Genomic DNA, 21,224 nt, shown 5'->3' with positions numbered 1-21,224 from the left:
CGGGGGAGCTTGAGTCGATGGCGCTGCGTACCCGCGTCATCGCCACCACAGTGGGCCCCTACGCCAAATACGGCCTGCCATTGGTTGAGGCATGTGCGAACGCTGGCACCCACTACGTCGACCTGACCGGTGAGGTGCTGTTTGTCCGGCGCTGCGCCGATCAGTTTGACGCAGCCGCCAAAGCAACTGGCGCGCGCATCGTCAACTCGTGTGGCTTCGACTCGATTCCCAGCGACCTAGGGGTTTTCCTGGCCTACCAGCAGGCGACTGCCGACGGTGCTGGGACGCTGACTGACACGACGCTCGTCGTCAAGTCGATGAAGGGCGGGTTCAGCGGCGGCACCATCGACTCGATGCGCACCCAGGTCGACGAGGTCAAATCTGATTCGTCTTTGCGCAAGCTGCTGGCCGATCCGTATTCCCTGAGCCCCGACCGCGAAAAGGTCTCAGCCGCTCGACAGCCGAAGGACACCGTGGTGGTCGAACGCTCGGCCGACCTCGGCGGTTGGATCGGGCCGTTCGTCATGGCGGCATACAACACCCGCATCGTTCGTCGCAGTGACGCCTTACTGGATTGGGCCTACGGCCCGGAGTTCCGCTACCGCGAAGTCAGCTTCTTCGGCAACGGCCCGACGGCACCGGCGAAGGCGGCCGCCATGGCGACCGGTCTTGGTTTCGCACTTGTTGGCATGGGCACACCAGGCCTACGAACGGTGCTCGATCGGGCGCTTCCTGATCCCGGCGAGGGTCCATCGGAGTCCGCCCGCAAAGCTGGCCGCTTCCGCATTGAAGTCAACGCAAAGACGACTAGCGGCGCCACATACGTCTCGACTATCGCCGCGAGCGGTGACCCTGGCTACGCCGCGACGTCGGTGATGATCTCTGAAGCAGCGCTGTGCTTGGCACTGGAATCGGATTCCCTACCTGATCGAGCAGGAGTGCTGACTCCGGCCACCGCGATGGGTGACCAGCTTGCCGAGCGCCTGCGCCGGGCGGACTTCACCGTTGAGGTGAAGAAGGTCTGACGCTGCTACGTCCCGACGTCAGCGATGCTCACCCGGGATGCGATCAGCGAGCAGTGGTTGCGTCGGATCCCACGTTGTCCCGTCACGTTCGTCTTGCCGGCGACGAGCCATTGCAGACAGTGCCTCAAGGACGACGCGGTTTCCCAGTAGCGCGGTGATGTCCGCGTGGTCGTACGGCGGCGAGACCTCGACAATGTCCATCCCGAAGACTGGGAGTTCGTAGCAGATACGGCGCACTGCGTCCAAGAGTTGCCGACTGCTCAGTCCGCCCGGTTCTGGTGTTCCGGTCCCCGGCGCATGGCCCGGATCGGTGACGTCGATGTCCACGGATAGGAACACCCCATCGCACTCGTCGAGGGCGATGGCGAAGGCCTCGGTCAGGCATTCGGTCAAGCCCCGCGAGACGATTTCGGTCATCTCGTAGGAGCGCATCTTCTGCTCAGCCATCCAGTCGAGAATGTCCGGTGGCGGCCAATACCCGCGCAGGCCGATTTGCAGGAACCGATCGCCGCGGGCGGCACCCGATTCAATCAACCGGCGCATCGGTTGACCGTGGCCGATTAGGGAACCGAACTCGATGTTGCCGGTGTCGGCGTGAGCATCGAAGTGAATGACTGCGACTTTGCCCCAGCCACGAGCCCGGGCGACGCCGGTGACGTCGGGCCACGTGACGGTGTGGTCGCCACCGAGGATCAGTGGGATTGCCCCAGCCTCGGCGACCTGCTGAACAGCGACCTCCAGGTCGCGGCACGAGCGGGCGGCGTCGCCGCTGTACATCTCAACGTCACCAGCATCGACAACCCGCATGTCTTTGAGGCCGTCGACGCGCATGGCCAGGCTTGGTCGCGACCCGTCGTGTTCCAGGTAGCACGTCTCCCGCAGTGCCTTCGGACCGAATCGAGCACCAGAGCGATAGGAAGTGCCACCGTCGAAGGGCGCGCCCATGATCACGACGTCTGCATCTTGGTACGTACTGACGTCGTCCAGGTCGCATTTGTCGACCCCGAGGAACGTGATGTCCGGGCCGAACTGAGTTCCGTAGCGGGTCACGGCACCCACCCTAGCCACTGCGCGGCAAACACGAAATTACGAGTCGAAGCCCAGTCCAAGTCGGTCCAGGGTACGCAACCACACGTTGCGTTGGCCAGCGTTTCGGTCGGCTCGGTCCAGCGACCATCTGGTGATGCCGATGCCCGCTGCTCGAATCGGCTCCGGCGGCCATGGCATCGGTTTGGTCTGAACCATCCGAAGGCGAGTTCGTTCAGTGTCGCGGCCGTCGAGTTGATCGAGCATCGTGAGGGCGGCGAATCGCGAGGCACCCACCCCCAACCCCGTGAAGCCGGCAACGTAGGCCGTCATCCCACGGTGGGCAGTGCCCCAGAAGGCACAGAATCGGGTACAGGTATCGATCGCGCCAGCCCACTTGTGAGTGAAGGTCAGGCCCTCAAGCTGCGGGAATGTCTGAAAGAAGTGCTCGGCGATCCGAGCCCAGGCCTCGGGTGAGTGTTCGTAGCTGGATCCGAAGCCGCTGCCCCAGTAGTACGCAGCGTCGTAGCCGCCCCACAGAATGCGGTTGTCAGCAGTTCGGCGGTAATAGTGGAACTGATTTCCGCTGTCGCCAATACCTTGCCGCCCGTCCCAGCCGATGCTCGCTTGTTGCTCGGGCGACAGCGGTTCGCTCATCAGCACGTAGTCGTAGACCGGAACGATGTACTGGCGCACGCGCCGCAGTAGTGACGGGTACGCGTTGGTTGCCAACGCGACCTTGCGGGCGTTGAGCTGGCCATACGGGGTGGTGGCCACCATGGCGTTGCCCCGACGGTCAAGTTCGGTGACTTCGGTGTTGTCGAAGAAGCGCACGCCGAGCGTCTGACAAACGTCGCGCAGCCCCCACGCCAGCCGGGCCGGATCTACCAGTGCGACGCCGTGCGGGTCGTAAAGACCGCCTTGGTAGGTGGGTGAGTTCGCCAGGTTTCGAACAGCGTCGGCATCCAAGAACTCCAACCGTTCGCCGAACGGCGCTGCGGCAGCTGCGAGGTCGCGCAGCTCATCGACTTGGTGAGGTGACGTGGCGACCGCGAGCTCGCCGGTGCGCTCGAAATCGCAGTCAATCTGGTGCTCGGCGATGGTTGCGGCGATCGCGTCCAGATTCTCGATGCCCATTCGGGTGATGGCTGCCAACTCGTCGGGCCAGCGTGCGAGGCCGTTTGGCAGTCCATGGGTCAGCGATGCCGCAACGAAGCCTCCGTTGCGGCCGGTGGCACCGGTAGCCGCGCAGTGCGCATCGACGACCACCACGTCCCGGCGTGGTTCCTGCTGTTTGGCCAACAAGGCTGTCCACAGACCCGTGAAGCCCGACCCGACGACCAGAAGGTCGGTGTCGGTACTACCAACGAGCGCCTCGGCCGGCTCGGGTCGTCGATCGGTATCAAGCCAGAACGGCGCCTGCTTGGCGTTGGCAACTGCGCGGCGCGACCGTGGCGTTCCTTCGCGTGCGAATGACATGAGGGCCCCTTGTGGGTGTGACGTGGCGCCCATCATCGCACCCGAGGGCGACGGCTACTCCGGTAGCGGTTCGACCGGGAGGATGACCTCATTACGTCGCAGGAACCAGGGGGTCCAGGGCGGGTCATACCGCGCGTACCGAGGGCTGCCGTTCACGGTAAAACCCGCGTCCGTCGCTGCGCGTGCGAGTTCCGACAGGTGACGCCGGTAGGAGTTGTGAGTCCACCGACCGCTGTAACCACGCGCCACTGCCCACTGAGCCGGTACTTGAGTCACCTTCACCTTGGGGTTCGACGGGCTCGGCATTGATTCGGCGGCTGAGCCGTTCGGCATGACAAAGGAAACTGCCTGGACCGATTCGTCGCCGGTTGGTTCCTGGATGACCGGTGAGGTCATGGCGATCTTCTCGCCGCTGCTGTTCGCGCCACCGATGAATGACACCAGTGACCGGAAAGCCTTGGTGCCAGCACTGTCAAACGAGGACAGCACCTCGACCTGCGCCACGACCGCTGCCGGATACTCACGAACCTCAAAGTCCGCGCGCTTGTCGATAACGGTGTACGCCTGCTGCTCGGTCATTGTTTCCCGCCGTCGTTGGATGAGTCGTCGTTGAACACTTCAGCGCCGTGAGACGACCGTCTATTCCTTTCACCTCGATCGTCAAGCCGATTCGGCGATGGCCGCTCAAGGCGAAGGCCGTTCGGCAGGAGGCTCCAAAGTCGGCGACGCGCAAGTCGCGGTCACGTTTTGGCTTGGTCATTAAGTACGGTTCGCGTGCGACCAATCGTCGACAACGTTCGACGGACGTCCAGCAGTTGGAGTCTCGCGGAGGGGAGTGGGTCGAGCGTGCACAACATTGATTGGTTCATCACTGTCGGCGGACTCTTCGCTGGCTTCATGGTGGGCCTGACCGGTATGGGTGGAGCGGTCATAGTCACACCCATGCTGATCTTCATCTTCGGCATCCCCGCGCCGATCGCCGTTTCGACCGACGTTGTCTCGGCCGCCGTAATGAAGCCTGTCGGGGCAGGAGTCCACTTGGCTCGACGGACGCCGCACATGCGGATGGTCTTCTGGTTGTGTGTCGGTTCGATTCCTGGCGTGCTCATTGGCACCTTGCTGTTCCGGCAGTTGGTTTCGGCGGCAGACGGGACCACCATCCTGCGAAGCCTGGTGGGCGTCGCGCTGCTCGTCGGTGTCGTCTTCACAGTCGTCCGGCTGAGGTTGCGCAAGTTCGCGGCGAATAGTCCCCGCCGAGCGATCTATCTGTCGCCCCGACGCCGCGCGTTGATCGCGGTCATCGGACTGGTTGTCGGAACGATGGTGGGCATCACCTCAGTTGGTTCGGGCACACTTATTTCCGCCTCGCTCATCGTCCTCTACCCAGCGATGCTCCCGTCTCGGTTGGTCGGCACGGACTTGGTGCAAGCTGTACCGCTCTTGGCGGTCGGCGCGCTGGCTCACTGGGGCCTCGGCGAAATCGACTGGCTCGTGGTGGCGGCGCTGCTGATCGGTCAAATCCCGGGCGTCTGGCTCGGCGCGCGGGTGTCGAGCCGCTACAACGGTCAGGCGCTTCGTTACCTGTTAATGGTTCTGGTCTGTGCCGCAGGCCTCGCCCTGCTGGGAACTCCTCCGATCGCCACGGGAGTCATTACGGCGGTTGCGACGGTCGTGATTGGCGTACCCGTACTTGTCTCTTACCGCCGCGAGGCCCGTGCCGGCGCGCTACCGGCCGATGCGCCTGAGGCGGACATGCTCGACCCGGGAGCTCCGGAAGCAGATGCGCCAACTCGAACGCAGTGACTGTCTGTCGGAGCGCGCGACTCGTCGGCTGAACCACCAGAAGTGCTTGACTGGCTCCGGCTTATTGACTTAGTGTCAATAAGCCGGAGCCAGTCACTGTGAGCCCGGGGTCAGTTATCGACAGCATCGTGCAGGACCGAAGGAGACTCATGTCTGAGGCATACATCTACGAGGCAATCCGCACCCCCCGTGGGCGGGGCAAGGCAAACGGCTCCCTTCACGCGGTCAAGCCGGTGACGCTGATGGGTGGCCTCGTTGACGAGTTGCGCCATCGCCATCCCAACCTCGATACCAACGTCATTGATGACGTGATCCTTGGCTGTGTGACCCCGGTTGGTGACCAGGGAGCAGATATCGCCAAGACGGTCGCGATCGCCACCGGCCTGCCAGACACCGTGGGCGGCACCCAGATCAACCGGTTCTGCGCGTCTGCTCTTGAGGCCGTGAACATGGCAGCACAGAAGGTGCGCGCCGGTTGGGACCAAATGATCATCGCTGGCGGCGTCGAGTGCATGAGTCGCGTGCCGATGGGTAGCGACGGCGGCCCGTGGGCCATGGACCCCGAGACGGCGTACGACACCTACTTTGTCCCGCAGGGGATTAGTGCCGACTTGATTGCCACGACTGAGGGGTTCACCCGGGAGGACGTGGACGCCTACGCCGTGCTCTCCCAACAGCGGTCGGCAGCTGCGTGGAGCGGTGGCCATTTCGCCAAATCGGTCGTGCCGGTCTATGACCGCAATGGCGTGCTGTTGCTCGATCACGACGAGTTCATGCGACCGGAAACCACGATGGAGTCGCTGGCAAAGCTCAACCCGTCCTTCGCCGGCATTGGCGAGATGGGCGGCTTCGACGCGGTCGCCCTGCAGAAGTACCACTGGGTTGAGAAGATCAATCACGTTCACACGCCCGGTAATTCCTCGGGCATCGTCGACGGTGCTGCGTTGGTGCTGATCGGCAACGAGCAGGTCGGCAAGGACTTCGGCCTCGCACCGCGTGCCCGGGTGGTCGCGACAGCCGTCAGTGGGGCCGATCCCACGATCATGTTGACTGGCCCGACCCCCGCCACGCTCAAGGCACTCGCCAGCGCGGGCCTGACGGTCGACGACATCGATGTCTGGGAATTGAACGAGGCGTTCGCCGCGGTGGTCCTCAAGTGGGCCAAGGACTTGAATCTCTCAATCGACAACGTCAACGTCAACGGTGGCGCAATCTCGATGGGGCATCCGCTCGGGGCAACGGGAGCCATGATCACCGGCGTTGTCGTCGATGAACTTGAGCGCTCCGGTGGTCGCTACGGGTTGATCACGTTGTGCATCGGCGGCGGCATGGGCCTGGCCACCATCATCGAGCGCGTCTGACGCGCGAACAGACATCGGAGACAACGACATGACAGAGAACATGATCAAGTGGGATCAAGACGCTGACGGGATCGTCACGCTGACGATTGATGACCCAGACCAAAGCGCGAACACGATGAACGCCCGATTTCAACATGACTTCGCCGCGACGGTCGATCGCCTGGTCGAGCAGAAGGAATCCATCAGCGGAGTCATCGTGGCGAGTGCGAAGAAGACCTTCTTCGCTGGTGGCGATTTGAACCTGCTGCGCCAGGCACAACCCGAGATGGCAGCGCAGATGGAGCAGCAGGTCGACGGCCTCAAGGACAGCTTGCGCCGGATGGAGACCCTCGGTCTGCCGGTGGTGGCGGCAGTCAACGGGGCGGCCCTCGGCGGTGGACTTGAGTTGGCACTGGCCTGCCACCACCGGGTTGCGCTCAATGCAAAGGGCAGCAAGATCGGCGTTCCTGAGGTCACGCTCGGTCTGCTCCCCGGCGGTGGCGGAGTGGTCCGCACAGTCCGAATGTTCGGCCTGCAGAAGGCACTCATGGAGATCCTGCTGCAAGGTCAGCAGCGTTCCCCGCAGAAGGCGCTTGAACTCGGGCTCGTCGACGAACTCGTCGACACCCCGGAAGAGATGTTCGCGTCAGCGCGCACCTGGATCAAGGCAAATCCCGAGTCGGTCCAGCCGTTCGACGTGAAGGGATACCGAATCCCGGGAGGGACGCCGAGCAGCCCCAAACTCGCGATGATGCTGCCTGCGTTCCCAGCCAACCTGCGCAAGCAACTCAAGGGTGCCCCGATGCCTGGGCCAGAGGCGATCATGTCGGCTGCCGTCGAGGGTTCGCAGGTGGACTTTGCCAACGCGTCAAAGATCGAGACGCAGTACTTCGTCTCGCTGGCGACTGGTCAAGTCTCCAAGAACATGATCAAGGCGTTCTTCTTCGACCTGCAATACATCAACAAAGGCGGCGGACGTCCCAAGGGCTTCGAGACGTTCACCGCCAAGAAGGTTGTTGTTCTGGGTGCCGGAATGATGGGTGCCGGCATTGCCTACGTTTGCGCGCGCGCTGGCATGGAGGTCGTGCTCAAGGATGTGGCCCTGGAGTCTGCCGAGAAGGGCAAGGCGTACAGCGCCACCCTGTTGGACAAGGCGGTGTCGCGTGGGCGGATGACGCAGGCCGCTCGAGATGAAGTCCTCGACCGCATCACCCCGACCGATAGCGCGGAGCTCGCAAAGGGCGCCGACCTGCTCATTGAGGCTGTGTTCGAGGACCCAGACCTCAAGGCGAAGGTCTACGCCGAGATCGAGCCGGTGCTCGCACCGGACGCCTTGCTGGGATCGAACACGTCAACCCTTCCCATCACCCAACTCGCTGAGCACGTGAGCCGTCCCGATGACTTCATCGGGCTGCACTTCTTCTCACCGGTAGACAAGATGCCGCTGTTGGAGATCATCGTTGGCGAGAAGACCAACGATGCAGCTATTGCGATGGCTATCGACGTGGCGATGCAGATCAAGAAGACGCCCATCGTGGTGAACGACAGTCGGGGCTTCTTCACGTCCCGGGTGATCGGGACTTTCCTTGGCGAAGCCGCCGCGATGGTTGGCGAGGGAATCGTTCCGCAATCCATCGAGCAGGCAGCCCTTCAGTCCGGCTACCCGACTGGCCCGCTAGCGCTCACCGACGAGGTCAGCATGATTCTGGCGCGCAGGATTCGAGAGGCCGCCCGTGCTGCGGCTGCGGCCGAAGGAAGCGAGTTCATCGAGCATCCCTCCTACGCCGTGATCGACACGATGGTGGTCGAACACGAGCGCGGTGGCCGTGCGGTCGGCGCGGGCTTCTACGAATACCAAGACGGCAAGCGGGTCGGTCTGTGGGAAGGCCTCGGCGATGCGTTCGGCGGGACCAAGCAGATTCCGTTCAATGACATGGCCGAGCGGATGCTCTTCATTGAGGCCATTGAGTCCGTCAAGTGTCTGGACGAGAACGTGCTGCGATCTGTACCGGATGCGAACATCGGATCGATCTTCGGAATTGGTTTCCCGCCATGGACTGGCGGCGTCCTGCAGTACATCAATGGTTACGAAGGCGGACCCGCGGGATTTGTCGCGCGGGCACGCCAACTCGCTGCCGACTACGGCGATCGCTTCACGCCACCGGCGTCCCTGGTGGCCCTGGCTGAGTCCGGCGGAAGCTACGAATAGCAACGGTCGCCTCCGATGACGGATCCGGCCGACAAGGATCGCTCGCGAAGGGCCGACGCCAGGGCGTCCACCGAATCAACCTCTGGTGGACGCGCCCGGCTGCCGGCCGACCAGCGTCGGCGCCAACTCACCAACATCGGTTTGGAATTGCTCGCCGAGCGTCCGATCCACGAGTTGCCGTTGGAAGAGGTCGCTGATCGGGCCGGTATCTCCCGGACCCTGCTGTTCCATTATTTTCCGACCAAGAGCGACTACTACGCTGCGGTGGTGGAAGCGGCGGGCCTGCGACTGCTCAGGGGCGGCCGCGAACCAGCCGGATCAACACCCGCCGAGCGGGTTGAATCCCTCATCAAGGGCTACCTACGCCTCGTCGAATCATCGCGGGACATGTACGTGCGACTGGTTCGTGGCGCTGCTGGCGGAGACCCAGCCGTGCTCGCGACGATTGATCGGCTCCGGTGGGAAATCGTGCCCGTCTGGCTGCACGCCGCAGGTCTGCAAGCCGGCAATGGGCCTAGTCAGTGCACCCAACTTCTGGTGCGTGGTTGGTTGACAGGCCTGGAGGAGATCGCACTGGTGTGGGATCCGCGCGAGGTATCGCGCACGGTGCTCATCGATCGGCTCGTCGAGTCGTTCTTCAGCATCGTCGCCCTCGAACCCATCGAGGCACCCAGCCGCACCTGATGATCCTGCCCAGTGGCCACCACGGCTGCGAGGTTCTGTTCCCTGCAGCCCCTCGACGTATCCCTTCGACTACCGGTCTGGCAGCCACCCCCCTGGATTCAGGTTGCAGCGTGCGCGGCAATGTTTGCACCTATCAACTGCGCGAACAGGGCGGTCGCCGGCCAGTGCTCGCGACCCTGCCGAATCGCGACGAAGCTTCGGCGGGACCCCATCGTCGCTGGCAGGGGAACCATCCGCACCCCTGGCAGGGGCTCAATTGCGGCCGGGAACAACGCGATCCCCAGGCCAGCGGCGACGAACGCCTGCACGATCTCCAAGCTGTCAGCTCGATGCGTCACAGTCGGAGTGACGCCAAAGAAGGCGCAAACCCGGGCCGCCAATTCGTCGTCGTCAGCTCCTCGGGAATTGACGATCCAGGGATCGCGTACGAGCAGCGCCAAATCATCGTCGACCGCATGCGGGAAACCAGCGATCGTTCGCGTCGGCAATGCCAGGTTCAGTGGTGAGCTTGCGACCTCGGTGATGACGTAGCCACGAGGCTTCGGTCGAGGCGCAAGGCTGTAGTCATAGCTGATGCCGATGTCGATGGCGTCGTCGCGCAGCAGTTCCAGTACCTCGTCAGGCTCGCGCTCCTGCAACTCCACTTGCACGTCCGGGTGAGATCGCAGCAGGTCTCGGGTGACCGGCACGCAGTTCGCCACCAGGGCGCTCGCGTACGAGGCGACGCGGACCAGGCCGTGTGGCAGAGCGTCGGGGTTGAGGTCAGCCAGGGCGCTCTCGACATCAGACAAGATCGTGGTGGAGTGGGCAAGGAGGCGCCGTCCAGCGGGGGTGAATCGAACCAAACGTCCGTCGGGTTCCAGCAGCCGAACGCCAACCTCGTCTTCCAATGCGGCGAGTTGAGCGCTGACGGCCGAGGTGCTGTAGCCAGTCGCGGCCGCGACCTGGCGCATCGTGCCTCGCTCCGCCAACTCCTGCAGAACCCGCAGTCTTCGAGTGTCCATGAAATCGTCCATCTCTACTGGATGATATGTCCAAAAACATATGGTAGACGTGGATGGTCAACCCATGACTTACTTGGCTAATGGGTTCCCCGACAATCGCCGTCGCGTTGCCAGCGACACGTGGTCGGTCGACGACGTGGGCGACCGGCAGCGCTGGCATGGCGATGGTCTTCATCCAGCTCGGTGCAGCCCTATCAATCCCGCTGATCGGGGTGCTTGGGCCAGCTGGCACGACCTGGGTGCGGACCACCTGGGCCGCGCTGTTCCTGCTGATCCTCATCCGGCCCAAACCATGGAAGATGTCGCGCCGCCACCTGCGGCACGCGGGTGTCCTGGGATTCGTCGTCGGCGTGCAAGCGGTGGCGTTCTTCTTTGCGATCAGTCGACTACCGATGGGAACCGCGAGTGCCATCGAGTTCCTCGGACCACTTGGGGTGGCCGTCGTCCACGGACGGGGCCGCCAATCGATGGCGTGGCCGCTGCTTGCGGTCGTGGGTGTACTGGCCCTCACCCGACCTTGGGAGGGTTCGGTCGATCTGGCCGGAATTGCAGCCGCAGCGTTGGCAGCTGCCTGCTGGGCGGCCTACATCGTCATGACCCAGAAAGTTGGCGACGAGCTGCCCGGACTCACCGGTCTTGCGCTCTACATGCCCGTTGCTGCGCTGGTCGCGGGGGTGATCGGCATGCCGCAGGCGATTCCGCACCTGACCACGACAGTCCTGCTGCAATGCGCGGCCCTGGCGGTCATCACCCCGTTGTTGCCCTACGCGATGGAAATGATCGCGTTGCGGGGCCTGAACGCGTCCTCCTTCGGCGTGCTCATGGCATTGGAGCCCGCGCTCGCGGCGTTGATGGGTCTGGCGATTCTCGGCCAGGCCCTCGACGTGGCGTCGGTGATCGGTATCGCCATGGTGGTTGCGGCCGGTATTGGTGCCCAACGCGGCGGGGCACGAGTCATCGAGGCAGGTCCCAATCAGCCACTGACCGAGGCCAGAGTGGTCGCCGGAAACGCCACCAACTGAGCCCCTGCCCGGTGCGCCCATCGTTGTGGTTAACTGCGGAGAATCGCCTTGCCGCCTAGCTATCCCTTCACGGAGGCCATCGATCGTGACTATCCACGCGAGCCCGCTGCGCGACGTTCTGCTCAGCGATCTGCCGCTCACCGAGTTCATCTTGTCAGCAGCCACCGCCCGCGGCGATAAGCCTGCCCTGATCGACGGGCCGAGTGGGCGAGTCATCACCTACGCGCAACTCCATGACGCGGTGCGTCGGTTTGCCGGGGGTCTGGTGGCCAACGGATTCAAGCCCGGTGACGTGCTTGCCCTGTTGGCGCCAAACATCCCCGAATACGCGGTCGTATTCCACGGCGTAGCACTGGCCGGGGGGACTGTTACCACCATCAACGCTGCCTACACCGACGGTGAAATTCACAAGCAGCTGACCGATGCCGGGGCAACCCTGCTCGTCACGGTCGGACCCTTCGTTGAGGTTGCCACCACTGCCGTCGTGGACACGATGGTCACTGAGATCATCGTCATCGGCAGCACCGTTGAGGGTGCGACACCACTGTCGGACTGGCTGGGTGAACCGCTGGCCGACCAGGTGCCCGTCGAGCCGGACACCGTCGTGGCCCTGCCCTACTCCTCCGGTACGACAGGTGTGAACAAGGGTGTCATGCTCACGCATCACAACCTGGTGTCGAACGTCGCACAAACCCTGGTTGGAGCACAGATGCGGGAGGACGAGACCTTCATCGCAGTGCTCCCGTTCTTCCACATCTATGGGATGCAGGTGCTGATGAACTGTGGCCTCCGGGCCGGAGCCACCGTCGTCACGATGCCCCGTTTTGATCTTGAAGAGTTCCTCGCCTTGCACGAGAAATACGGCGTGACGCGCTCATTTGTGGCGCCCCCCATCGTGGTTGCGCTGGCAAAGCATCCGTTGGTGGACAAGTACGACCTTTCCAAGGTCGAGCAGTTCTTCTCCGGCGCAGCACCGCTATCGGCTGAGCTTGCTCTTGAGGCAGGCGCCCGCCTCGGTTGCGAGGTCGTGCAGGGTTACGGGATGACTGAGCTCTCGCCGGTCTCGCACTTGACAACGCCAGGCGGTTTCAAGCCCGGTTCAGTGGGCGTGACCGCACCCAACACCGAGACCCGCATCGTGGACATGGAGACCGGCGACGACTTGGATGTCGATGCCGACGGCGAGATCTGGATCAGCGGCCCGCAGGTGATGAAGGGCTACCTGAACAACGAAACTGCCACCCGCGAGACCGTCGACGCTGACGGTTGGTTGCACACCGGCGACATTGGCCACATCGACTCCGACGGCCACCTCTTTGTGGTTGACCGGCTCAAGGAACTGATCAAAGTCAAGGGCTTCCAGGTCGCACCCGCTGAACTTGAAGCATTGCTGCTGACCCATCCGGCCGTGGCCGACGCGGCAGTCATCGGACGCAACGACGAGCAGGCCGGTGAGGTTCCGGTCGCGTTCGTCGTTGTCAAGCCGGGCCAGGAGGCCACCGAAGAGGATCTGAAGGCATTCGTTTCCGGACAGGTTGCCCACTACAAACAGATCAGCAGCGTCACCTTCGTTGAGGTGATTCCCAAGTCCGCTTCGGGCAAAATCCTGCGGCGGCTGCTGCGCGATTCGCTCGACCTCTGAGGAGCGTCAGACATGCCAGATGCAACAACCAACCCCAGCGATCAATTGGTCGTCGACTACTGGTTCGACCCCATCTGTCCGTTCGCCTGGCTGACATCGCGCTGGTTGACCGAAGTTGCGGCACAGCGAGCCATCACAATCAACTGGCACCTGATGAGTCTGGGAATTCTCAACGAGAGCCCGGATGCACCGCCGCCCGTCCAGGAATACACCGAGGTCGCCCGCGGACCGGTGCGGGTGTTCGCCTCAGTTCGGGCCGAGCACGGTGATGAGGTCGTTGGAGCGCTCTACACGTCGGTGGGCACCGCTTTGCATCGTGAGGGCGGAACGTTCGAGCCGTCCAAGACCGCCTCGGGAGCGGACTTCTTGGCCACGATGACCACCTGCATTCAGGGCAGCACGGACGCAGTTGCCAAGTCACTGGCCGATCTCGGTCTGCCCACAACCCACCTGGCCGCGGCCCACACTGCTAGCTGGGACTGGGCAATCGAGCAGTCGCACGAACAGGTGCCCGTCGGGCAGCAGCGCCGCGAGTTGATCGGCGTGCCCACCGTCTCCATCAGTGGCGCGCCGGGATTCTTTGGACCCGTCCTCACCGAACTGCCGGACCCGGAACGTGCCGTGGAGCTGTTTGACGCGTTCGTCACGGTCTTGACCGAGCCGGGCTTCTACGAGGTCAAGCGCGTGAGTGACCGGCCGCACCCGGACAGCGGTATTCGCTGAGCCTCAGTTGTCTGCGAACCGGCGCTTGCGAGCAGCGGCCGAGGCCAGGCAGACAGTGCGCGCTACTCGCCGGAGAAGTCCGCATCGCGGCGTTCGATGAAGCTGCGGATTCCCTCCGCGGCATCTTTGCTCGCCAGCAGCTCTGGTAGTAGTGCTCCGATGTGTTCGACGGCCGCGTCGTGGCCTTGGCCCCTAGCGATGCGCGCGTTGATCAGCGTGCCCTGAACACCTAGTGGTGCTTGCTTGGCGATGACCTGAGCCAATTCCCGAGCACGAGCCACTTGTTCGCCGTTCGGCACGACTTCCTGCACCAACCCAATCCGCAGTGCCTGCGCGGCGTCGAACTCCTGCGCCGTCAGGAGGAACTGCATGGCGTTGCCCCAGCCGAGTTGAGCCGTCGCGCGGACGGTGGCGCCACCGAAGGGCATGATGCCGCGGCCGATCTCAAGTTGCCGGAACCGCGTGTTGTCGGCAGCTATGACGATGTCGCTGGCGAGCGCCAACTCGATGGACAGGGTGTAGGCGTAGCCACTGAGCGCCACCACCACCGGCTTCGATGCTTGCGGCTTCCACATGCCGTAGGGGTCGTAGTCGTAGTTGCCGGACAGAATCTGCGGACCGTGCTGAGCGACGGCAGGGCCGACCTCGGCAAGGTCAAGGCCGGCCGAAAAGTGCTCACCGTGGCCAGAGATAACTCCGACTCTGACGGCCGGGTCCTCGGCCAGGCGCTGGTAGGCAGCACCGAACTGGTCGATGGTGTCCAAGTTGAATGAGTTGAGCTTCTCTGGCCGGTTGATCCCGATCATCAGAACATGACCGTCGAGATCGACGGTTACCAATTCGCTCATGGGACTACTCCTCGGGGCTTCGATGATTCGTTCGGGTGGGGAGGGTGTGATGCGTGCCTTCGAGCCTACTGACCGCTCGGTCGGCTCCGGGTCACCGCGACGGGGCACGGTGCCCCATGCAAGCAACTGCGCGCGACGGATCCGAGCATCAGTGGTCGGATTCCACCCACTCCCCGTGTCCCGACCACCAACAGCGACGCCCGCAACTCCGCAGCCGTATCGCAGAGTGCGGCGGCCGGATCACCAATACAGGCCTCCGTGGTGACTTCGAGACCGGTGAGCTGGCCCTCGCAACGGGTCACCACGGTCTGGACCAGTTTCTCGGCGTCCGACTGCAGGTAGTCCATCGTCTCCCCGGACAGGAACGGCATGGAACCAGCTAGCGAATCGCCGGGTACCTCGATGGCCTCCCAGCTGCTAACCACGTGCAGTCGCGCGCTGTTCGCCCGAGCCAACGCCGCTGCCCAGCTGAGCGCGTCGTCAGCGTCGGGAGAACCATCAACTCCGACCACGATCGTGGATTGGGAGAGCCCGGTGAACGAGTGCTTTCCGGTCACGACAACGGGGCAGGGCGCCTTGGTTGCGCACTCGTCACTGACTGACCCCAGGAGGAAGCTCGCGAGTCCGCCCCGTCCACGGCGGCCCAGAACCAGTAGGCTCGCCGCCACTTCATCGACGAGGGCCAACAACGCTGGCGCGGCTTTGCCAACCACGTGGCGAATCTGGACGTCCTCGTTCTCCAGCCCCGACTCGTCCAATCGCACGTTCTCGGCGAGCGCCACCACTAGCGGCAGATCCAGGTGAGCCGAGTGTGCAACGGCCCACTGCAGCGCCTTGTCGCTGGTCGGTGAGCCGTCATAGCCGACAACGATGGGACTAGGGGATGTCTGCGGTGTGCTGGTCACGAATGAGAGTCTATTGCCACATCGGCCGCACTTGATTGTGTTAACGGTTGACCGCCAGCACCGGATGCACCTCTGCTGGCAGAGGGGAGCCGACAGTGGACCGCGTCGCACTGGTGACCGCCGACCCTGCGTCCTGCGGCGAGGTAGACATGGATCTGCCGGCACTGAGGGCTGCATTGGAGCAACGCGGCATTTCCGTCACAACGCCGGACTGGCGCGACGCTGGCGTCGACTGGTCGGTGGTCGACCTCGCGGTGATTCGCTCGACGTGGGATTACTCGCTCTTTCTGGGGCAGTTCCAGCAATGGCTGAACGATGTGAGTTCACTGACTCGGGTGCTGAACTGTCCGCAGGTCATTGGCTGGAATCTGGACAAGAAGTACATGACTGAACTGCAACGCCGGGGGATTGCCGTGGTGCCCACGGTCCTGGCCACCACGGTGGATCAGGCAGCTGCGCGACTCGCCGAAGTCGAGGCGCGGGCAGTCGTCGTGAAGCCAACGGTGTCCGCTGGCTCGCGTGACACCGGGTTATTCACAGTTGCTGATCCGGCGGCCCAGCGATTGGCAGAGATGGTCCTCGCACTGGGTAAGACCGTGATGATCCAGCCGGCAATCGCCAGTGTGGCGGCGGAGGGAGAACTGGCGCTGATCCTCTTTGACGGGGTGCGCTCCCATGCGGTCCGCAAAGGTCCGCTACTTGAGCACGGTGGCGGGCTCATCGGCGGCGAGTACACCGAGGTGATCGCCCCAGTGCGTCCCACACCCGAACAATGGGACCTCGCCGAGGCAGCGGCCGTAGCGGCCGTCGCGGCGATCGGCCATCGCGAGTGCTGCGCTGACCAATCGCTGCTTTACGCGCGCATCGACATCGTTACCGGCGATGATGGCAGTCCACTGGTCTTGGAGGCCGAATTGTTTGAGCCATCGTTGTTCATCGACACCGCAGTGGACGCGGCGGACCGTTTCGCCGCTGCGGTGCAACGACGGCTCCGAGCCGGCTGGGCCGAATGACTCGGACTCGCGCACTTCGTTGGGAGAGCAAGCCATGAGCAAGCTTCACTCGCAGATCGATGGCAGACTCCGCCAGTTCATCGAGGCTCAGCACATCTTCTTCGTCGGCACGGCGCCACTTGCCGATGATGGACATATCAACCTGAGCCCGAAGGGGCATCAGGACACCTTTCGGGTGGTCGATGAACACACGGTTGCGTACCTCGATCTGACCGGCAGCGGGAGTGAATCGATTGCCCATGTGCGGGAGAACGGCCGCATCGTCGTCATGTTCTGCGCCTTCGACGGCCCGCCGAACATCGTCCGTCTGCATGGCCGTGCCCGAGTCGTCACAGTCGACGAGTTGGGCGGTCCGGAATGGTTCGGTCTGTTCCCCGATCGTCCCGGGGCACGGGCGGTCGTCGTGGTGTCGGTCGAACGGGTCAGCGATTCGTGTGGGTTCTCGATTCCTGAGTATGAGTACCGCGGTGACCGGCAGTTACTCGATGACTGGGCGGGCCGCAAGAGCGATGCTGAGCTCGACACCTATCGAGCAGCGAAGAATGCGGCGAGCATCGATGGGCTCCCGAGCATTGGCGCGCCTTCACCGTAGCTGGCGGGAGACCAGCAGCGGGGGCACACGGGAGGTGCCCAGCCCGGACTGAGGCGAGGCGCCGCACCCGAGTTGAGCCTGCCCCCGGTCGACGATCCACCGATGAAGTTGGTGGATGGGTGAGGACTTTCCAATCGAGGTTCACCCGCGAACCTCCCCTAAGGTTTGCCGTGCCTGACCGTCATCGAACTGATCGGAGCGATTCATGGGTCCCGTTTCTCGCTGGGCTGTCAATCGTCCTTGGCAGGCCATCATCACCTGGGCCGTGTTGCTCGTCGTGATTCTTGGTCTGACCGCTACGAATATGGGAAAGCTCAACGACTCCTTCAGCCTGCCGAACACCGACTCGACGCGCGCGGCGAATCTGCTGGCCAGCGAGTTCGGCAGCGAGACTTCAAATGCGTCGGTGCAGATACTCTTCCGCAATACGTCCGGCACGATTGCCGACAAACAGACCGAGGCCGATATCAAGGCGCTGACCAAGCAGGTCGAGGCGCTTCCCTCGGTTGCCAGTGTCCAGTCCCCGTACAACGAGCCCTCGGCAATCGCAGCGCTGAAATCTGGGTTGGTTAGCCCCACTGGGCAGATCGGAAAACTCAACGTCACGTTCAAGATGCCCGATGTGGACGTGCCAAAAGCTGACGGGCAGGCGATTGTCGAGAAGGTCGAGTCACTCAACTCCTCGAGCATGACCGTCGGCGCCGCTGGAACCGTCATCGGCACCGCGACCAGCCATACACCCGAGAGTGAGGTCGTCGGCATCATCGCGGCGATCATCATCATGTTGATCATGTTCGGATCGGTCGTTGCCGCTGGACTCCCGCTGCTGACGGCGATGCTCGGGCTGTTGGTGGGTCTGTGCCTGCTGCTCATCTCGGCGAACTTCATGACGATGGCCAGCTTTGCGCCAACTCTCGCGGCGATGATCGGGCTCGGAGTCGGGTTTGACTACTCGCTGTTCCTCCTGAATCGCTACCGACAGGCCGTTCTTGCGGGGGAGGAGCCCAAACAAGCGGCCCATACCGCAGTCGGCACGGCCGGGCGAGCCATTGTCTTTGCTGCCCTGACCGTTGTCATTGCATTGTCCGGGCTCTTTGTCCTGGGCCTGAGCTTCCTGAACGGGCTCGCGGTCGGTGCCGCCGTGACCGTGGTCGCCGTCATGATCACGGCAGTGACGTTGCTGCCAGCGATCCTTTCGCTGCTAGGTCCACGGGTCTTCGCGCTGAAGATGCCGTGGGGTCGTAAGCCCGCCACCGCCGACCGAGGACGCCGTTTCCGTAACTATGCCGTACTCGTCGAGCGTCGCCGCTGGCTGTTTGGGGGCGGGGCGCTGTTGCTCATGGCGGTTCTCGCCGTCCCGGCCTTATCAATGCGCGAAGGCTTCCCCGACGCCAGTGGAAACCCGCCAACTGACCCACAGCGCATTGCCTACAACCTCACGGCGCAAGCATTCGGACCTGGGGCGAATGGCCCATTCATCGTGGTGGCCCAACTGCCCGATGCTGCGGCCCTGCCACAGGCTCAAGCGCTGTCCAAAGCAATCGGCGATGCCCCCGATGTGGCGTTGGCGACCCCAGTCGATCCCGGCAGCAAAGCCATTTCAAAGAATGGCAAGACGGTGCTGATCACCGTGATTCCCAAGACCGGGCCGCAGTCTGCTGGCACCCAGGATCTACTTGTGCAACTGCGCAATACCACTATTCCGCAGGCGGTGAAGGGTACCGGCCTCATTGCGTATGTGGGTGGCTCCACCGCGGTCGCTGAGGACTTCAGCTCAGTGCTGAGCGAGAAGCTTCCCGAGTTCTTGCTCGTGGTTGTGGGTCTGGGCTTCCTCGTCCTGATGGTGCTGTTCCGGTCATTGCTGATCCCGCTCACGGCAGCGGTCACTGCATTGCTGAGCTACGGAGCCGCCCTCGGTGTCTCGGTGTTCGTCTTCCAGTGGGGCAACCTGATCTCGCTCTTTGGAGTCAGTTCGGCGGGACCGATCCTGCCCTTCCTGCCGGTCATGCTGTTCGCGATCCTCTTCGGGCTGTCGATGGATTACCAGGTCTTCCTGGTGAGCCGGATGCAAGAAGAGTGGGAGAACCATCACGACAACCGGCTGGCGGTTCGGGTCGGACTCGGCGGTTCGGGCCTGGTGGTGGTTGCCGCGGCAGCAATCATGTTCTGCGTCTTCCTGTCCTTCGTGTTTCAGGACAATGCGACCATCAAGCTGTTCGGGCTCTCGCTGGCAGTGGCGATCGCACTGGACGCCTTCGTCATCCGGCTGATGTTCGTTCCGGCGCTGATGACCCTGCTGGGAAAGGCGAACTGGTACCTGCCCAAGTGGCTCGGGAAAATCCTTCCAAAGGTCACCGTGGAGGGACCTTCGGCTTCCGCGCAGCACTCGGCGCCCGAGGAAGATCAGGACAAGGAGAAGGAGCCCGCCACCACAGGCAGTTAGTCCTGCGCGGTGGGAACCGGCGCAGTCAGCGCCAAAGCCTCCTTGATCGTCGTGCCGATTGCCTCGCTCTCCAGCAGGAAGCCGTCGTGTCCGTGCGGTGATTCGATGGCGTGCAGCGCGGAGGCGGTGGGAATCTTGTCGGCGAGCTCCTGCTGCAGGTGCAATGGGTAGAGGCGGTCGCTGGTGATGCCGCCGACCACGACTGGTGAGCGAATCGAGGCCAGTGCGGCGTCGACGCCCCCGCGTCCCCTGCCAACATCGTGCGTGCTCATCGTGTCGGTCAGCGTGACGTAGGTGCCAGCGTCAAACCGCCGAGCGAGCTTGTTCGCCTGGTGATCCAAGTACGACTGGACCGAGAATCGGCCAGCGCCGGCAATGACACCAGCTGCCGTGCCGGTATAGGGGTTTTCGCCGGGTTGGGGCTTGTTGCCAAAGCGTTGGCTGAACTCTGGTTCACATCGGTAGGTGATGTGCGCGAAGCGCCGAGCGACGCCCATGCCCGCGTGAGGACCCCCGCCGACTCCGGCGTCGTGGTAGTCGCCCCCGGCCCATTGCGGATCGGCGGTGATGGCTTGGATCTGCACAGTCTGTACGGCGATCTGGTCAGCGGTTGCAGCTGCCCCGCAGGCCAGCACCACGGCAGCTCCGACGCGATCGGGTTCGGTGATCGCCCATTCCAAGGCGCGTAGTCCGCCCATAGATCCACCCACGATCAACGCGAACCGGTCAATCTCAAGGTGGTTGGCCAGAGCGACCTCGACGGCGACCTGATCACGCACCGTGATGCGTGGCCAACGCGATCCCCAAGATCGACCGTCGGGCGCGAGCGATGCTGGCCCGGTTGTCCCTTGGCAGCCCCCAAGCACGTTGCTGGCGATGACGAACCAATTGTCGGTGTCCAACGGTCTTCCCGGTCCGACTATGTCCTGCCACCAGCCTTCAGTCGGCTGCCCGGGGCCGTCGGTGCCCACGACATGGGAATCGGCTGTCAGAGCGTGCAGCACCAGCACGGCGTTGTCGCGGGCAGGTGAGAGTTCACCCCAGGTCTCGTAGGCAACGTCGACCTGTGGCAGGTAACCACCGAGGTCCAAATCCAGGCTGCCCAGTGACGCGAACTGACGCCACGCCGGATCGTCTCCCGGCTGCCACGCGGCGGTGGCGGCCGGGAGACGATCGGCGTTAGTTGGCACTGGTGTTCTGTCTGTCAGCTAACGATCGCGTCAGCTCGTGGTCACGTCAACGAAGGCGACATCGCTGGCAGCGGCAGCGAAGCCGGTGTCCAGGTCGGCCAGGATGTCATCGATGTTCTCGATGCCGACAGCCAGACGCACCAGCCCAGGTGTCACACCAGCACTGGCCTGCTCTGCCGGCGACAGTTGCGAGTGGGTCGTCGAGGCCGGGTGAATGACCAGGCTGCGCACGTCGCCGATGTTGGCAACGTGGCTGTGCAACGTCAAGCCCTCAAC

The 21,224-nt window shown here is 63.5% G+C and carries 19 protein-coding genes; 11 read left to right on the top strand and 8 right to left on the bottom strand.

Annotated elements, in window-relative coordinates; all coding sequences use genetic code 11:
* Positions 1–1,025: enoyl-ACP reductase (locus KAZ48_06495; protein MBP7972431.1), on the top strand; the 1,025-nt coding region annotated here is incomplete at its 5' end.
* 18 nt (positions 1,026–1,043) lie between these two features.
* Here KAZ48_06495 and speB read toward each other — a convergent pair.
* From speB to KAZ48_06480, 3 genes are read right to left on the bottom strand one after another with little or no spacing between them, the layout of a single operon-like run.
* Complete coding sequence (gene speB, locus KAZ48_06490) at positions 1,044–2,075, bottom strand: agmatinase (protein MBP7972430.1); 1,032 nt, start codon at positions 2,073–2,075, stop codon at positions 1,044–1,046.
* Positions 2,076–2,111: 36 nt separating this feature from the next.
* On the bottom strand, positions 2,112–3,530 hold the full coding sequence (locus KAZ48_06485; GenBank protein ID MBP7972429.1) for an FAD-dependent oxidoreductase: 1,419 nt from the start codon (positions 3,528–3,530) through the stop codon (positions 2,112–2,114).
* Positions 3,531–3,584: 54 nt separating this feature from the next.
* On the bottom strand, positions 3,585–4,109 hold the full coding sequence (locus KAZ48_06480; protein MBP7972428.1) for a heme-binding protein: 525 nt from the start codon (positions 4,107–4,109) through the stop codon (positions 3,585–3,587).
* 267 nt (positions 4,110–4,376) lie between these two features.
* Between KAZ48_06480 and KAZ48_06475 the strand changes: the two genes are divergently transcribed.
* The 4 genes from KAZ48_06475 to KAZ48_06460 all read left to right on the top strand — a co-directional run bounded on the left by KAZ48_06475 (position 4,377) and on the right by KAZ48_06460 (position 9,566).
* Complete coding sequence (locus KAZ48_06475; GenBank protein ID MBP7972427.1) at positions 4,377–5,333, top strand: sulfite exporter TauE/SafE family protein; 957 nt, start codon at positions 4,377–4,379, stop codon at positions 5,331–5,333.
* Positions 5,334–5,482: 149 nt separating this feature from the next.
* Entirely contained in the window at positions 5,483–6,694 is a 1,212-nt protein-coding gene (locus KAZ48_06470) for an acetyl-CoA C-acetyltransferase (GenBank protein ID MBP7972426.1), read from the top strand.
* 28 nt (positions 6,695–6,722) lie between these two features.
* On the top strand, positions 6,723–8,882 hold the full coding sequence (locus tag KAZ48_06465) for an enoyl-CoA hydratase/isomerase family protein (GenBank protein MBP7972425.1): 2,160 nt from the start codon (positions 6,723–6,725) through the stop codon (positions 8,880–8,882).
* A gap of 15 nt (positions 8,883–8,897) precedes the next feature.
* The gene (locus KAZ48_06460; GenBank protein ID MBP7972424.1) at positions 8,898–9,566 is read left to right on the top strand and encodes a TetR/AcrR family transcriptional regulator; all 669 of its coding nucleotides are present in this window, start codon (positions 8,898–8,900) and stop codon (positions 9,564–9,566) included.
* Between the two features lie 98 nt (positions 9,567–9,664).
* Here the strand turns inward: KAZ48_06460 and KAZ48_06455 are convergent, their stop codons facing one another.
* On the bottom strand, positions 9,665–10,570 hold the full coding sequence (locus KAZ48_06455) for a LysR family transcriptional regulator (protein MBP7972423.1): 906 nt from the start codon (positions 10,568–10,570) through the stop codon (positions 9,665–9,667).
* A gap of 80 nt (positions 10,571–10,650) precedes the next feature.
* On the opposite strand from KAZ48_06455, the gene KAZ48_06450 reads away from it, so the two are divergent.
* From KAZ48_06450 to KAZ48_06440, 3 genes are all read left to right on the top strand, one after another.
* Positions 10,651–11,592 carry an EamA family transporter gene (locus KAZ48_06450; protein ID MBP7972422.1) on the top strand — a complete coding sequence of 314 codons (942 nt, stop codon included), beginning with the start codon at positions 10,651–10,653 and terminating at the stop codon, positions 11,590–11,592.
* Positions 11,593–11,677: 85 nt separating this feature from the next.
* The gene (locus tag KAZ48_06445; protein ID MBP7972421.1) at positions 11,678–13,234 is read left to right on the top strand and encodes a 4-coumarate--CoA ligase family protein; all 1,557 of its coding nucleotides are present in this window, start codon (positions 11,678–11,680) and stop codon (positions 13,232–13,234) included.
* A 12-nt stretch (positions 13,235–13,246) separates the two neighbouring features.
* Positions 13,247–13,957, top strand: coding sequence for a disulfide bond formation protein DsbA (locus KAZ48_06440; GenBank protein ID MBP7972420.1), 711 nt, complete (start codon positions 13,247–13,249; stop codon positions 13,955–13,957).
* Between the two features lie 62 nt (positions 13,958–14,019).
* On the opposite strand, the gene KAZ48_06435 is transcribed toward KAZ48_06440, so the two are convergent.
* Together KAZ48_06435 and KAZ48_06430 are read right to left on the bottom strand one after the other, a co-directional pair.
* Entirely contained in the window at positions 14,020–14,805 is a 786-nt protein-coding gene (locus KAZ48_06435) for a crotonase/enoyl-CoA hydratase family protein (protein MBP7972419.1), read from the bottom strand.
* Positions 14,806–14,870: 65 nt separating this feature from the next.
* On the bottom strand, positions 14,871–15,710 hold the full coding sequence (locus tag KAZ48_06430) for a universal stress protein (protein MBP7972418.1): 840 nt from the start codon (positions 15,708–15,710) through the stop codon (positions 14,871–14,873).
* 95 nt (positions 15,711–15,805) lie between these two features.
* Here KAZ48_06430 and KAZ48_06425 point away from each other — a divergent pair, with 95 nt between their 5' ends.
* The 3 genes from KAZ48_06425 (at position 15,806) to KAZ48_06415 (ending at position 19,758) form a co-directional block, all read left to right on the top strand.
* Positions 15,806–16,723 (top strand): hypothetical protein, encoded by a 918-nt coding sequence (locus KAZ48_06425; GenBank protein ID MBP7972417.1) that lies wholly within the window; start codon positions 15,806–15,808, stop codon positions 16,721–16,723.
* 34 nt (positions 16,724–16,757) lie between these two features.
* A complete protein-coding gene (locus KAZ48_06420) occupies positions 16,758–17,315 on the top strand; it encodes a pyridoxamine 5'-phosphate oxidase family protein (protein MBP7972416.1) in 558 nt (185 codons plus the stop codon).
* A 205-nt stretch (positions 17,316–17,520) separates the two neighbouring features.
* Entirely contained in the window at positions 17,521–19,758 is a 2,238-nt protein-coding gene (locus KAZ48_06415) for an MMPL family transporter (protein ID MBP7972415.1), read from the top strand.
* Here KAZ48_06415 and KAZ48_06410 read toward each other — a convergent pair.
* Both KAZ48_06410 and KAZ48_06405 read right to left on the bottom strand, forming a co-directional pair.
* Entirely contained in the window at positions 19,755–20,948 is a 1,194-nt protein-coding gene (locus KAZ48_06410) for a homoserine O-acetyltransferase (GenBank protein ID MBP7972414.1), read from the bottom strand. The two genes, KAZ48_06415 and KAZ48_06410, sit on opposite strands and share 4 nt — an antisense overlap.
* Before the next feature lie 30 nt (positions 20,949–20,978).
* Positions 20,979–21,224 (bottom strand): PLP-dependent transferase (locus KAZ48_06405; GenBank protein MBP7972413.1); only part of this gene is annotated, 246 nt, incomplete at its 5' end.

The organism is Candidatus Nanopelagicales bacterium (assembly GCA_018003655.1).
Taxonomy (GTDB): domain Bacteria; phylum Actinomycetota; class Actinomycetes; order S36-B12; family UBA10799; genus JAGNDY01.
The sequence above is the reverse complement of the archived record's forward strand: the minus strand, read 5'-3'. Positions and strand labels throughout refer to the sequence as shown.

What these genes read in the sequence shown, in the direction of transcription:
- KAZ48_06485 (MBP7972429.1), bottom strand. Translation starts at nt 3,530, where the DNA reads ATGTCATTCGCACGCGAAGGAACGCCACGGTCGCGCCGCGCAGTTGCC.
- KAZ48_06480 (MBP7972428.1), bottom strand. Translation starts at nt 4,109, where the DNA reads ATGACCGAGCAGCAGGCGTACACCGTTATCGACAAGCGCGCGGACTTT.
- KAZ48_06470 (MBP7972426.1), top strand. Translation starts at nt 5,483, where the DNA reads ATGTCTGAGGCATACATCTACGAGGCAATCCGCACCCCCCGTGGGCGG.
- KAZ48_06465 (MBP7972425.1), top strand. Translation starts at nt 6,723, where the DNA reads ATGACAGAGAACATGATCAAGTGGGATCAAGACGCTGACGGGATCGTC.
- KAZ48_06460 (MBP7972424.1), top strand. Translation starts at nt 8,898, where the DNA reads ATGACGGATCCGGCCGACAAGGATCGCTCGCGAAGGGCCGACGCCAGG.
- KAZ48_06455 (MBP7972423.1), bottom strand. Translation starts at nt 10,570, where the DNA reads ATGGACACTCGAAGACTGCGGGTTCTGCAGGAGTTGGCGGAGCGAGGC.
- KAZ48_06450 (MBP7972422.1), top strand. Translation starts at nt 10,651, where the DNA reads ATGGGTTCCCCGACAATCGCCGTCGCGTTGCCAGCGACACGTGGTCGG.
- KAZ48_06440 (MBP7972420.1), top strand. Translation starts at nt 13,247, where the DNA reads ATGCCAGATGCAACAACCAACCCCAGCGATCAATTGGTCGTCGACTAC.
- KAZ48_06435 (MBP7972419.1), bottom strand. Translation starts at nt 14,805, where the DNA reads ATGAGCGAATTGGTAACCGTCGATCTCGACGGTCATGTTCTGATGATC.
- KAZ48_06420 (MBP7972416.1), top strand. Translation starts at nt 16,758, where the DNA reads ATGAGCAAGCTTCACTCGCAGATCGATGGCAGACTCCGCCAGTTCATC.
- KAZ48_06415 (MBP7972415.1), top strand. Translation starts at nt 17,521, where the DNA reads ATGGGTCCCGTTTCTCGCTGGGCTGTCAATCGTCCTTGGCAGGCCATC.